Source organism: Clostridium yunnanense, assembly GCF_016595795.1.
GTDB lineage: Bacteria > Bacillota > Clostridia > Clostridiales > Clostridiaceae > Clostridium_AR > Clostridium_AR yunnanense.
On the sequence record NZ_JAENHN010000027.1, the window covers coordinates 98,000 to 111,352 of the forward strand.

Sequence of the window (13,353 nt, forward strand, 5' to 3'; positions counted from 1 at the left end):
ACCACACCTTCCTGATTATAATGCTTACCGTCTCAATCAGCAGATGGTGATTTTTTCTCCTCCTTTTTCGAGAGAGATGGAAATGCAATCAGTTATTTTTGCTACGAGTTCTATATTTTCTCTGCCACTAATAGGTTCAGTGTTCTCTCTAATACATTCCGTAAAATGAAGACACTCCTGTTTCAGAGGTTCCGAATTGTCTTCCACTGATAAAAACTGTTCCTGTTGTCCGTTATGGAAGATTTTAATTTTTCTATTGGCAGTCTGTGTGTCGTCAAATACTAATTTTGTTTTCGATGCAATAAGTGTCATTTTCCTAGTTTTTTCCGTATGAATGAAGCTAGCAAATATAGAAACTATTTTACCACTAGGGAAACCCATCAGTATATTGATAACATTGTTATAAGTACTTTGAACATATCTTTCGCCATGGGCAATTACCCAGATAGGGGCCATCCCTATGAGGTGTAGAGAAAGATAAATATCATGAACTGCCAGATCTTGAAGAATATCTACTTTGGGAGACGGAGGGCTGGAACTAGTTCTGCACATGTTTAAGTAATATAGATCATTAATGATATTTTTTTCTTCAAGAAGCCCTTTTATCCTTTTCACAGCAGGATGGTAAAGTAATGTATGTCCAGCCATTAATACAGTATTTTGAGCAGTAGCCAATTCAATTAGATCATGACTATCTTTCCTGTTAATTGTCACTGGCTTTTCTACGAGAACAGCTTTGCCTTTGCTTATTACTTCCTTAGCTAGTATGTAATGACTTTCAGGTGTTGTGGCTATAATAACCCCTTGTATCTCACTGTCATTCAATATATCTGCTTTATTTTCAGTGAACCTGGTCTGAGGGTAAACAGCATGTGCTTGATTTAGCTTTTCATAGTCTAGATCACAGACCCACTTTAATTCACAGCCATCTATTGCACTTACAGTCTTTAGATAATTTCTCCCCCATTTTCCACAGCCTATCAAAGCAAGCTTCATCATTTCAATTACCTCTCAATTAAATACTAATTTATATGGCGGAGCACCATGTATTAGTATATTCATCACTCATAGAAAATGTTACTTACGATGAAATTTATAGAGCTTATGTGCAGAGAAGTTGAAGCAATTAGAAGTTACAGCGTTATTGTAAGAAGAAAGAATATAGGAACAGAAAACATATTGTTATATCTATTGTAAAAAACCTCATTTACTGAAATTGGATAATTGACAATAGGACATAATACGTAGACTATAATGTTCCTCAGCTATAAGTTATGATGTAGTTGATAATTCCTTTATTTCAATGATTTACCAAATGATTCATGTGAGATATAATAATATATAATACTTATCAATGAAAAAAACATAAAAGAGATATATCAAACCAGACTCCCGAAGCTTTAGCTTTGACTGTTCTAAGGGGGCAGCATTACTCGGAGAACCTTACCATGTATATGAGGTGTGGGTATCAATTCCTGACCATTTAGAAATCTCCGAACCTTTAGTAAAACGAACTTTTGACGGCGGGTTATATGCAGCACATGTGTTGAGGACGTGGGACTTTCAGGACTGGTGTTTATTAAAAGAATGGGTTATTATTGTTGCCCATTAAGGAGAAGGGTTAAGAATAAGTTTAAAGAGTAAGGTGGATTACCTATTGGAAAGAAAGAGGTATTTAAATGGAATATATTGAGATTAGCTCATCATTATTATTCGGAGGATATAATTGGCGTGTGCTTGATATACATAACAATACAGCTTTGATTATAACTGAAGAGATTATAGATCAACGCCCTTACCATGATGCTTATGAAGATATAACATGGGCTGACTGCGCGTTAAGAAAATATCTCAATGGTGAATTTTATGACAAATTCACTGAAGCTGATAAATCAAGAATAATTACGGTAGTAAATAAAAATCCTGACAATCAGTGGTACGGTTCAAAGGGCGGAGCAGATACGAAAGACAGTATATTTTTATTAAGCCTTGAGGAAGTATGCACATATTTCGGGGATAGCCGCTCAAAACTGTATAACCGAGGAAAAAATCAAAGATACTGGTTTGAAAGAAAAGATGAAAACAACAGTAAGCGATTAGCAAAACTTTTGGGTAAAGAATGGTGTTGGTGGTGGTGGCTTCGGTCGCCTGGCCGAGTTAATATAAAAGCAGTGTACATCTTCGGCACTGACGGTAATATAGGTATACAAGGCAACAACATATTGAAAGGCAACATCAGCGATGGCAAATGTACAGGCGGTGTCCGCCCAGCATTGTGGCTAAAGTTGGAATTGTAAATCTTATTCACTTTTAAGGTGGTTTGACTATAACTACAGCAAAAAAATAATTAAGTTAAAGGAGAATTAAAATGAATAAATATGAAAATGCAATGAAACTTATGGAGGAACGTTGCGGAAATGGCAAAGAGGAAGTTATTGCCCTTGGGACAATATCACTATCTTCGAACGCTAATGGTAATCCTCGTCCTGCTGTCCGTATGGTATGCGCTTATTATGAAGACGGCGTATTTTATGTTTCTACTGACGCTCAAAAAAATAAAATGCTACAAATTGAGAAGAACAATGAGGTTTCTGTGGCTGGGTTAGATTGGTATGCTCTTCAAGGTGTGGCTGAAAATCTTGGTTGGGTGAAGGATGAGAAGAATGCGGAAATCAGAGCGAAATTTAAAAAAGTTTTCGACTGGTTCGATGAAGTTGGCGACGAAGAAAATCCTAACTCAATCGTTCTTCGTATCTCCCTCACAGAAGGTACGATTATTGACAACGAAGAAAAATACGGTGAACGTCAGTATGAAATTGATTTTATCAATAAAATGGCAAAATAAATCCCTAACATATACAATTATTTAGAATTTACTAAATAATACTTTAGAGTTATACCATATTAAGTAGTAGATATAAAGTAATAAAATGTACAAACCTCACTTGTAACTGCAGATGGACTACTTCGAACCTTAATATATTTTTAAAACTCTCACGGGTTCTGGTGAGAGAATTCAAAAATAATAAATTTCATTACGAAGTAGTACATGCATAATACAAGAAGTATATCTTAAATAAAGTATAATAAGTAAAATTAAAGAAAATATATTGCTTGACGTAAACCAGTTATTGAGGTAACATTGAGAAAAAATATTATTGCTGTGAAGAGGAATAGTAAGTATAGTGAGTTCTTATTAGAGAGGGAATGCTTGGTGAAAGTTCCTAGAAGTTATATACTGAACCAGCCTTGGAGTTCTGTACCGAAATAATAGTAGGCTACAGCGGATATTCCCGTTATAGATAAAGAGAGATTATAAGATTATTGCGCGTAATCTTATAATAATTAGGGTGGTAACGCCAAGAAGGGTCCCTTGTGGATTTTTCTTGGTGTTTTTTTGTATCTAAATATTAACAGACAGAAAGGAAGAAAATTATGAGTAAAAATAATAATAAAAAATTTGTTGAAGCTATAACAGCAATAGATGAGGATTTTGCTAAGTGGTACACAGATATTGTAAAGAAAGCTGAGCTTATTGATTATTCAACTGTTAAGGGTTGCATGATTATAAGACCTTATGGATATGCGATTTGGGAAAACATTCAAAAGTACTTAGATAATAGGATTAAGGAAACAGGTCATGAAAATGTATATATGCCAATGTTCATACCAGAATCATTATTGCAAAAGGAAAAGGATCATGTAGAAGGGTTTTCACCAGAGGTTGCTTATGTGACAAAAGCAGGAGGAGAAGATCTTGCTGAAAGATTAATAGTAAGACCAACTTCAGAAACTTTATTTTGTGAACATTATGCTAAGATTATTCAAAGTCATAATGATTTGCCTAAGAAATACAATCAATGGTGTTCTGTTGTAAGATGGGAAAAAACAACTAGACCATTTTTAAGAACTTCTGAATTTTTATGGCAAGAAGGACATACTGCTCATGCAACAGCAGAAGAAGCAGAAAAAGAAACTATAGATATGCTAAATGTCTATGCTGATATGCTAGAAGAATATTTGGCGATTCCTGTTATAAAAGGACAAAAGACTGAAAAAGAAAAGTTTGCAGGAGCTAAGGCAACATACACAATAGAAAGCTTAATGCATGATGGAAAGGCACTTCAAAGCGGTACATCTCATAATTTTGGAGATGGATTTGCTAGAGCGTTTAATATAACATATTCAGATAAAAATTCTAAGTTGCAATATGTGCATCAAACTTCATGGGGAGTTACAACTAGATTAATTGGAGCTATTATAATGGTTCATGGAGACGATAGTGGGTTACTATTGCCACCAAAGGTAGCACCAATTCAAGCAGTGATTGTCCCAATTGCTCAACATAAAGAGGGAGTTCTTGACAAGGCTAATGAACTAAAAAATATGCTTTCTAGTGTTGTAAGAATTAAGTTAGATGACTCAGACAAGATGCCAGGCTGGAAGTTCAATGAATATGAAATGAAGGGAATACCAGTTAGAATTGAAATCGGACCAAAGGATATAGAAAACAATCAAGCAGTTTTAGTTAGAAGAGATACTAGAGCAAAAGAAGTAGTTAATTTAAATGATTTGAAAGATAGAATCTTAGCTGTACTAGATGAAATTCAAAAGAGCTTATATGATAAAGCTTTAAAGAATAGGGAAGAACGAACTTTTGTGGCTAAAACAATAGAAGAACTTAAAGATAATGCTGAAAATAAATCAGGTTTCATTAAAGCAATGTGGTGTGGTGAAAGAGAATGTGAAGTAAAAATTAAGGAAGTAGCAGGGTTAACTTCTAGATGTATTCCATTTGAACAAGAAGAGCTTGATACCAAGTGTGTATGCTGTGGTAGAAAAGCAGAAAAAATGGTTTATTGGGGTAAAGCATATTAAAATTTATATTTTTTCAAAGAATATAAGAAGAGTTTAGTGTATTAACACTAAGCTCTTCTTAGGACGTTTTAAGTTTTAGGGCTATTTGATTGATTTATCTAAATAAAAATATAATTAGATGAAAAAGCACAACAATTCTTGGTGGGATGGAGTGCTTTTTTCTTTACAAAGCGACACCGGTGTCGTATAATGAAAAAGACACTTGTGTCGCTTTTGAATTTGGAAGGAGTAATTAAATTGATTAAAAAAGGTGATCAGACTAGAGCTGAAATTATAGATAGTGCAAGGAAAATATTCTCTGTTAAGGGCTACTCAGCAACTACAATGAAGGATTTTTGTGAAGAAACAGGGCTAAGCAGGGGCGGATTATACAGGCATTTCTCGTCAACAAAAGAGATTATGATTGCTATGCTTGATTCGGATATTATAAATTCAAGAATTCAAATAGAAAATGTTATATCTTCCGGCATGTCTCCGAAGGAAGTATTAAGATTGCTTCTGGAGGATCAAAAGGAAATAATAAAAGAAAGAGGTGGGGATTTAGAGCTGGCGATGTATGAATTTTGTAAAAGCGAAAAAGATCAGGAACATTATATAAATAATCGATTTACTTCCTCTGCTGAAATCATAAAAGGTATCTTAAAGTATGGACAGGAAAGGAATGAGTTTGTAGATTGCGATGCAAATGAAACAGCAAAGAGAATTATTTTCTTACTTGAGGGTATAAGAATTTCCTCTAGTATTATGAATCTCTCTGAAGAACTGCTAGAGGAACAAGTTAATGGAATATTTAAAATGGTTGTTAAGCTTTAAATCAAAAATCTTGGGAGGAAAAAAATATGTTTGGTAACTTAAAGGAATTCCCAAAGCCATTTGGTAGCTTTGTAGTAGGGGTAACACAAATGGACTTTTTAGATGAAGGAAGAAAGGGAGTATTTGATTTTGCTAAGGATGAGTTAAGGAAAATACCAGCGAGAATCTATTATCCAGCTGATAGTAATGAGAATAAAGAGCATGAGTCCTATGTAACTAAGGAAGAAGCTATAGCAGCAAAAAAGGGTTCCTTAGGGTTAATATCTATTGATAGCTTAAATATAAAAACTCATTGTTTTACTGATGTTAAAATATCCTCAAAACAAAAAAATTATCCTGTTATATTTTTTAATCATGGATATTTTTCTTATAGCAGTCAGAATACAGTATTATGCTCTGACTTGGCAAGCTGTGGTTATATTGTTGTATCTTTAGGACATCCTTATGAGTCAAGTGCAGTTAGATATAAAGATGGTAAAGTTATAGAAGCTAATAAGGAACTATTTAATGAATTTAAAAAGACAATGAGTAAAGATAATAAAGAGAAATTCAAAAATCTCCTTAAAAATGTGTATAGCGATGCTGAAGTAGTATCCGCTTCAGAAGCTTTTTATGAAAACTTTAAGGGTACTACAGTTTGGAATAACATTAAAATTTGGGCGGATGATACAAGATTTGTGGCAGATGAGCTATATAAACTAAACGACGGGAAAATACCATCTATGTTTGAGGGAAGATTAAACCTTGAACTAGGCTTTGGAATTACAGGACATTCCTATGGAGGTTGTACTGCTGCACAAGTTTGTCTCGAGGACGAAAGATTTAAATGCGGTATTAATTTAGATGCTCCTACCTATGGTGAATATAGGGACAAAGATATTAAAAAGCCATTTATGGTTTTAGGTAGTTATCTTATTGAGAATTGTTCAAGGACTATTTATTTGAATAACTCTGAAGACAGCTATGCATTTATTATAAACAAAACTGAACATATGGACTTTACTGATTATGTATTTTTCGCACATCAGACTAGATTCCTTGGACTACTTGGAAAAAGCAACATGTACCTTGTTAGAGATGTGATTTCTAATTATCATATAGACTTCTTTGATAAATACTTATGCTGTGATGATAAGGTAGATTTAAAAAAGCATAAATTTACTGAAGTTAAAAGTCGTATTAAATATAAAAGCGTTGATTAAGAACAGATTTATATTAACTGTTGAATTGAATAAAGATTTAATTAATAGTAAAGCACTATTCTTCGTGGGATGGGTGCTTTTTCTATTTGCCAGCAAGTTTTATATGAAAACAAAGAAATTTAATCCTGATATTTAATTTAGAAATAAATAGAGTATGTATAAGACTAATCAAATAGTAGGAAAAAGGAATTTATTAAATTACAGGAGGAATATAGATATTTAAAAATATCCAAACAGATAAATTTAATAGTTAGATTAAAATTTTCAAGTTTGATATAATTGTTATACCATATAATGGTAGATAATGTGGGGTATAAAGTTCCTTTATTATGAGTTATAAGGTGGTTGTATATATAATGATTAGATTTGCCAATGTAAAGGAATGTTCCTGCTTTAAAGAAGGTGGTTTAGAAATGAATTTTAAATTAAAAAACTCCCTAAGAAAATTTTTAATAACCTTTGTAATATTAAGTTTAGCCATTTGTATTAGTGTACAGGCTGAAGTTAATGATAATGACTTGAAAAATTTTAAAACTAAACTAGATGACAGAGTACCTAAGCTTTTGAAAAAGTATGATATAGCGGGGACTTCTATAGGACTTATAAGTGATGGTAAACTCACATATGTTCTAAATTATGGATCTAGTGATAAAAGTGAAAATAAACCAATAACTAATGATACAGTGTTTCAGGTAGGCTCTATATCTAAAAGTGTTGCAGCTGTATCAGTAATGCACTTAGTTCAAGAAGGAAAGCTTGATTTGGATGCTCCAGCTGAAAGGTACTTAACTCGCTGGCATATTCCTGATTCAAAATACAATAAAGAAGATGTCACTATAAGGAGACTTTTAAGCCACACTGCAGGTATTTCAATTCAAGGTTATTACGGAACTGATCCAGATAAGAAGTTTCAAAACTTAGAAGAGTCTCTTTCAGATGGAGTTAAAGTTAAAGTTAAACCTGGAAGCGAGTATAGGTACTCAGGAGGAGGATATACAATACTTCAGCTTATCATGGAAGAGGTTACAAAGAAACCTTTTTATCAATATGCTAATGAAGAAATCTTAAATCCATTAGGCATGAAAAACAGCTCTTATGATGCTGAGTATTTTCCTAAAACTATGTCAAAGGCCTATAGTTTTTTAGGAGAGAATATTCCAACATATAAATATACTGAAGCAACTGCGGCAGGATTAAAGACTACAGTTAGTGACTTTTCAAAATTCATGTTAGCTTGTATGACTGATGGAGCTGGAGTTATAAGCAAAGAAAATCTTAATATCATGTTTACTCCAGTTAAATCAGATTACGGATTGGGATTTCTTAAAGAGACTTTATCTGATGGAACTACAGCTATATATCATGCTGGTGCTAATAGAGGATGGGAAGCTCAATTTGAGATGATACCTAGCAAGAAGGACGGAATAATTATTTTTACCAACAGCGACAATGGAATTGATATTATAAATGATGTGCTAAATCAGTGGAAGGGATATGAAACCGGGAAGATTCCACCAATGTTTTATATGTATAAAGATATTGAACTTGTGGCCTTTGTTGCACTTATAGCAGCCATAATACTTTCAGTAATTTTAATGGTAGCTTTATATAGAAGTGTAAGGCAGGGTAAGAGAAGTTTTTCAAAAATTAAAGCTAAGTTTTTTATAAGATTTGGTATTGGAATGGTTATCCTGCTTGCATGGAGTGTGATTTTTTATGTGTTTAGAGCTGCTCTCTTAGTACCGTATGCAGCTAGAATGTCCACTTATGCAGTTTTGATACTTATATTTATAAATCTGATTTATGGACTATTTCCAAAAACTAAGCTAAATATGTGATTTGGCTTATATAGTGATAAAAATTAAAAATCAGCTTCACATTTCTCACTGTGAAGCTGATTTTTTTATATTACGTATATGGAATGTATGTTATCTATTCCGCTGAACTGATAAAATACTTCAGTCATTGGACTCAAAATGAAGATTTAGATGGTTCTACGAATCTTTATTTGGATAAATTCTAATATGAAGTAGTTTATCTTTATATAATTCATGGTTTCAATTTGGGAATTATCTGCCTAAAAACGTCAGCAGGTAGAAGGCTACCTCTTATCTCGACGACTTTAGCAGATATTTGATTGGCTATCTCAAGGCTTTTTATATTGGAATAGCCAAATTTCCTAGAAGCCATGAAGGCTCCAATATGAGAATCGCCAGCACCTATTGTATCAACAACATTAGCTTTGATACCAGCGGCATGCTGTAGATGCTCACCATCATATAGATAGGAGCCATTTTCACCATCTGTTACGATAATCAAATTATTTGTTAAGGAATAAAGCGTCTTAACAGCTGGTTCTAAAGTTTCTGTTTTCGTAAAGGTTAGAATTTCATCCATATTTAGATGAATAGTTGGTGAAAGCTTGAAAATATCATCAAGCTTTTTTTTATCTATTAACGAGAATCTTGGACCAGGGGCAAAGAAAATTTGTAAATTCCTGTTTTCCTTAAGAAAAGATATAATTTTATTACCGGTGGATTCCTCAATCTCTAGGCCACAGATATAAACTTGGTCAAAATCCTCCATATTAATCCCATCAAGCCATGTAGGGTCAAAAGTGTATTCTGCACCGTGATATGATAGAAAGGTTCGTTCACCATTAGCTTCAACGTAACAATAACAACACCCGTTATCTTGATCTTTAACTCGGACAAATGGCGATAATCCTATTTCTTTAAGCTGCGAAGCCACATAATCTCCATAGATTCCAGTACCTATAGGTGAACAAAACACATGAGGGACTTCAAACAGATTTGCTATGTTCTGTACATTAAAAGCACAACCGCCTATAGACATAGTTTGGCCATTTATGTGACAGTCTTCAGTGGTAGTTGGAAGTTTTTCTATATTGATTATTATGTCCAGTACAGTAGATCCGATAATCAGTGTTTTTTTCATGGTTACCTCCTAAGCTTATGTGAAATAGTTTGTTGGATAATTATAGTATAGCATTTTTTGATGCATTTTGTATAAAACTAAAATCACAGGCACAATTCAAACTGACCTTCAGCATGTACTTGGGGGACGTACTAATTTAGTTGAGAAATAAACTTTACTGAAATAGATATCTAGGTTATTAAATTTGGTTATTACTAAAACTTTTTACCATCTTTGTCGAATTGTCTTACATACTCTACAACATCCTTAAAATTCACCCACGCAATACCTACCTTTTGGTCCGCAGCACCATAGCTTAGGATAAGGGTATCATCCACTAAAACGCCGCCAGTAGTGAATAGACATGGACAAGGGAATTTGTCCGGTAGCTCCCATTTTTGGTGTGCATACATGAGCCTATCAGAGCAACGGTGAATAATTTCAGGAAAGTCATTATCAATCTCTTTCAAAATCATAAAGGATTGGGTATATCCATAACCGGGATAGGTCTTACCGTGATACTGCAAAAGCCACTCTCCGTTTTTTAACTTTATAGGAGCCCAGCTGGCACCAATACGCTCTTTCTCCCAATCAAAAATGCCTGTTGCTAATAATTTGTGTGTAGCCCTGGAAGTAGCCAAATCCTTTATATTCTCAGCAGCTGCAAGCATTATTGAGGGAGTTTTATATCCTTTACCTGCTTCAAAACATTCAGGATTGTGAGGCCTATGGAGCATAACGTACTGAAGCTTACCGCGGATCTTCATTTTTTCTGGAAATAAGAACACGTCACGGTTGTCATCTATGTTAGGATCTGTAAGATTACATACGTAGGAAAAAGCCTTTTCATAGTCTTTGTTTTTTAGCTTTTCTAAATCCAGCTTAAAAAGAACTGTAGTGGTATCATTTTTATAAGCAGCCTTTCCAAAAATATTGTCTTCTTTTCTAGCCCAATTAGGCATGTTTTCAAATCGTATGTCCATTCCTGCTAACTCAGCCTTCTTCCAGTATGGTCCTGGTGGAAACATACGGCAGGCTACTGACACATACAAATGTCCTTCTACTTCAAAAATTCTTGGATCCTCTATACAACCATTGCTATAGTTGACTACTTTATTACCTTCATCATCAGTAGTATAAATTTTATCAGCCTCATATTCCATTGCTGGTGCTAATGCAGGCTTAGAGAAATCAGCCTCCCAAGTTTTGCCTAGGTCATTACTTTTTGCATACCCTAAAAAGATAGGATAGGGGTCAAGTCTACTGCCTTCCATCCTTTTGTGAGTCCAAGGGCCTGTGGCACGGAAAAGCATATGTAGTGTTTTTGTTTCTGAGTCCTTGACAATTGCAGGATTAAGTACCATTGTATCAGCCCATGGGCAACCCTCTATAGGCTCCAAAGCTGGTTTTGTGGAATAAATGAATTTTGGTTTCATAAACAAATGCTCCTTTTCAAGTTAATCTTCATATTTGCAATGAAATAAATGGTTAAAATCGCAGTTCAATTATATTGAGTTAATATAAAGAGAATTTTTTTGTTATATTTAATAGCTTTATCTGATATATGTTTATAAAATTTTCTTGCTATAAAAATTATAAAACTATATTAATCAACCAAATATCAGCAAATGGGACATTGTTTTTTATTTATGGCCCAAAAGTTAAAGGGAAATGCACGGCAATGCAGAATATGTTTTATAGCATTTATTTATAAGTTCTAAGGAGCGAAGCTATGAAACAAGGAACAACACAGCATAACATTGACTTGGATATAAAGATACCTTTGGGAAACATTGTAATTAACGTCTTTTGCGTCAATTATGAGGCGCCTATTCCAGGATGGGGTTACGGCAACCATTCCCACAGTAGCTACGAATTGCATTTTATACCTTATGGTAGAGGAGTACTTAGGGTATCCAATAAGAAGTATGATATTGAACCAGGTATATTTTATCTTACTGGTCCTGGTGTGTTTCATAATCAAAAAGCAGAGCAACAGGATCCAATGTGCGAGTATTGTATTAATTTTGAATTCGAAGTGAAAAAAGTGGTACGTACTAAAAATAAATTATATTTACAAGAAGAAATTGATGATATTCTTAACAGACTTCTTGCCACAAATTTTTGGTTTGGAAAGGATAAGTTTTCTACAACCCAATTATTTGAAAGACTTATTTCAGAGATGGAAAATCAATGTGTAGGATATTACACTTATATTCAAAATCTTATATCACAGATTATATTAAATGCTCTTCGGTGTTATAGTCCTCAGGAGAAATCTGATTATTCCATTCCGAAGAAAATATTAAACGACTCCAGAAGGTATATCATCGACAAATATTTTGAACACATAGATAAGCCTTTATCTAGAAAGGAATTAGCAAGTACCATTGGTACCAGCATACGCCAACTTAACCGCATCCTACAAGAATATTATTCCATGAGCTTTAAAGAAAAGTTAGCTGTTAGTAGGCTAGAGCAGGCAAAATATCTACTTCTAAGCACTGATCTGCTCATACAGGATATAAGCTTTAAAACAGGTTTTTCAAGTCAGAGCTATTTCAACAAGGCATTTAAAGAGTATTTTGGAACTTCTCCAGGAAAATACCGTAGTAGCCAATAATAAATGGTTAGAGTGGTTTTATATGCAATATTTTAAATATAGGGCATTGTATGTAATACGTTTGGTACCATCATGTAAAGATGTATTACTTATTAAAAATGGATCATTTTGAACGTATAATAATTTAATTGGAAAATTAAAATGGCTGTGTTCCTCTTGTGGTTACAATTAACGTAACTTGAAACCTAAAACTAACAGTGATATAATTGAAAAATCAAATAAGAAAGAACATTTTATGAGAGGTAATGACTTTGGATAAGATTTCGTTAGATAAAGAAATAATACTCAATGCAGCAGAAGAAGTTATTCGTCGTTTCGGACCAGAAAAAGCGAATATTTCTGACGTAGCAAAATCGTTAAAAGTTAGTCATGCTGCACTTTATAGATATTATAATGGAAAAACTGACCTTTGGAATGCTGTTACAGAACGCTGGCTTTCTAACTTGCATGTTTCCTCAAAGGACATTTTAAAAGAAGATACTCCTGCTGATATTAAACTTTTTCGTTTACTTGAGGACTTTGCGGAAGCGAAGCGTCGCAGCTCCATCAGTGATCCAGAAATGTTTGCTAATTATCTTAAGCTAGCTCAAAGCTCAATGGTTGTAATTGAAAAGAGTATAGAAGATGGGATAAATAGTATTAAAGAGGTTATAGAGCAAGGAATTACAGAAGGTATATTTTTTGAAGAATTTCCTCAGCAAGCTGCAATAGCTGTATACCATGCAACCAGCGCTTTTATCCATCCAAACTCATTTGAAGTTGCTGATCGAAAACAAAACATAGAATCTGTTATAAATCTTCTGATAAGAGGACTTAAAAATCCCAATACAATAAGCTAGAACTTTTAGCCCTTGGCATTCCTAATAGGATTGCTAAGGGCTTTTTTATTTGTATTCTAAG

General features: G+C 33.7%; 11 protein-coding genes and 1 other annotated feature. Of the genes, 8 read left to right on the forward strand and 3 right to left on the reverse strand.

The features are described from left to right. Nucleotides 1-36: 36 nt before the first annotated feature. Nucleotides 37-999 (reverse strand): Gfo/Idh/MocA family protein, encoded by a 963-nt coding sequence (locus tag JHL18_RS09120; protein ID WP_200268366.1) that lies wholly within the window; start codon nucleotides 997-999, stop codon nucleotides 37-39. A 680-nt stretch (nucleotides 1,000-1,679) separates the two neighbouring features. Here JHL18_RS09120 and JHL18_RS09130 point away from each other — a divergent pair. The 6 genes from JHL18_RS09130 to JHL18_RS09155 all read left to right on the forward strand — a co-directional run bounded on the left by JHL18_RS09130 (nucleotide 1,680) and on the right by JHL18_RS09155 (nucleotide 8,731). Next, nucleotides 1,680-2,297 carry a DUF6273 domain-containing protein gene (locus tag JHL18_RS09130; protein ID WP_200268368.1) on the forward strand — a complete coding sequence of 206 codons (618 nt, stop codon included), beginning with the start codon at nucleotides 1,680-1,682 and terminating at the stop codon, nucleotides 2,295-2,297. 71 nt (nucleotides 2,298-2,368) lie between these two features. Beyond that, entirely contained in the window at nucleotides 2,369-2,845 is a 477-nt protein-coding gene (locus tag JHL18_RS09135) for a pyridoxamine 5'-phosphate oxidase family protein (protein WP_200268370.1), read from the forward strand. 309 nt (nucleotides 2,846-3,154) lie between these two features. Next, nucleotides 3,155-3,377: a binding site (T-box leader), on the forward strand. 58 nt (nucleotides 3,378-3,435) lie between these two features. Further along, the gene (gene proS, locus JHL18_RS09140; RefSeq protein WP_200268372.1) at nucleotides 3,436-4,878 is read left to right on the forward strand and encodes a proline--tRNA ligase; all 1,443 of its coding nucleotides are present in this window, start codon (nucleotides 3,436-3,438) and stop codon (nucleotides 4,876-4,878) included. 237 nt (nucleotides 4,879-5,115) lie between these two features. Then, the gene (locus JHL18_RS09145) at nucleotides 5,116-5,691 is read left to right on the forward strand and encodes a TetR/AcrR family transcriptional regulator (protein WP_200268374.1); all 576 of its coding nucleotides are present in this window, start codon (nucleotides 5,116-5,118) and stop codon (nucleotides 5,689-5,691) included. 26 nt (nucleotides 5,692-5,717) lie between these two features. Next, nucleotides 5,718-6,893, forward strand: a complete 1,176-nt coding sequence (locus JHL18_RS09150; RefSeq protein ID WP_200268376.1) for an alpha/beta hydrolase — start codon at nucleotides 5,718-5,720, stop codon at nucleotides 6,891-6,893. 413 nt (nucleotides 6,894-7,306) lie between these two features. Continuing rightward, nucleotides 7,307-8,731 carry a serine hydrolase domain-containing protein gene (locus JHL18_RS09155; protein ID WP_207752999.1) on the forward strand — a complete coding sequence of 475 codons (1,425 nt, stop codon included), beginning with the start codon at nucleotides 7,307-7,309 and terminating at the stop codon, nucleotides 8,729-8,731. A 211-nt stretch (nucleotides 8,732-8,942) separates the two neighbouring features. Here the strand turns inward: JHL18_RS09155 and JHL18_RS09160 are convergent, their stop codons facing one another. Further along, nucleotides 8,943-9,851: a carbohydrate kinase family protein gene (locus tag JHL18_RS09160; RefSeq protein ID WP_200268380.1), complete on the reverse strand. Its 909-nt coding sequence runs from the start codon at nucleotides 9,849-9,851 to the stop codon at nucleotides 8,943-8,945. 194 nt (nucleotides 9,852-10,045) lie between these two features. Next, the gene (locus tag JHL18_RS09165) at nucleotides 10,046-11,266 is read right to left on the reverse strand and encodes a glycoside hydrolase family 130 protein (protein WP_200268382.1); all 1,221 of its coding nucleotides are present in this window, start codon (nucleotides 11,264-11,266) and stop codon (nucleotides 10,046-10,048) included. Between the two features lie 296 nt (nucleotides 11,267-11,562). Here JHL18_RS09165 and JHL18_RS09170 point away from each other — a divergent pair, with 296 nt between their 5' ends. Both JHL18_RS09170 and JHL18_RS09175 read left to right on the forward strand, forming a co-directional pair. Further along, nucleotides 11,563-12,453 carry an AraC family transcriptional regulator gene (locus JHL18_RS09170; RefSeq protein ID WP_200268384.1) on the forward strand — a complete coding sequence of 297 codons (891 nt, stop codon included), beginning with the start codon at nucleotides 11,563-11,565 and terminating at the stop codon, nucleotides 12,451-12,453. A 245-nt stretch (nucleotides 12,454-12,698) separates the two neighbouring features. Beyond that, on the forward strand, nucleotides 12,699-13,292 hold the full coding sequence (locus JHL18_RS09175) for a TetR/AcrR family transcriptional regulator (protein ID WP_243277840.1): 594 nt from the start codon (nucleotides 12,699-12,701) through the stop codon (nucleotides 13,290-13,292). The last annotated feature ends 61 nt before the right edge of the window (nucleotides 13,293-13,353 follow it).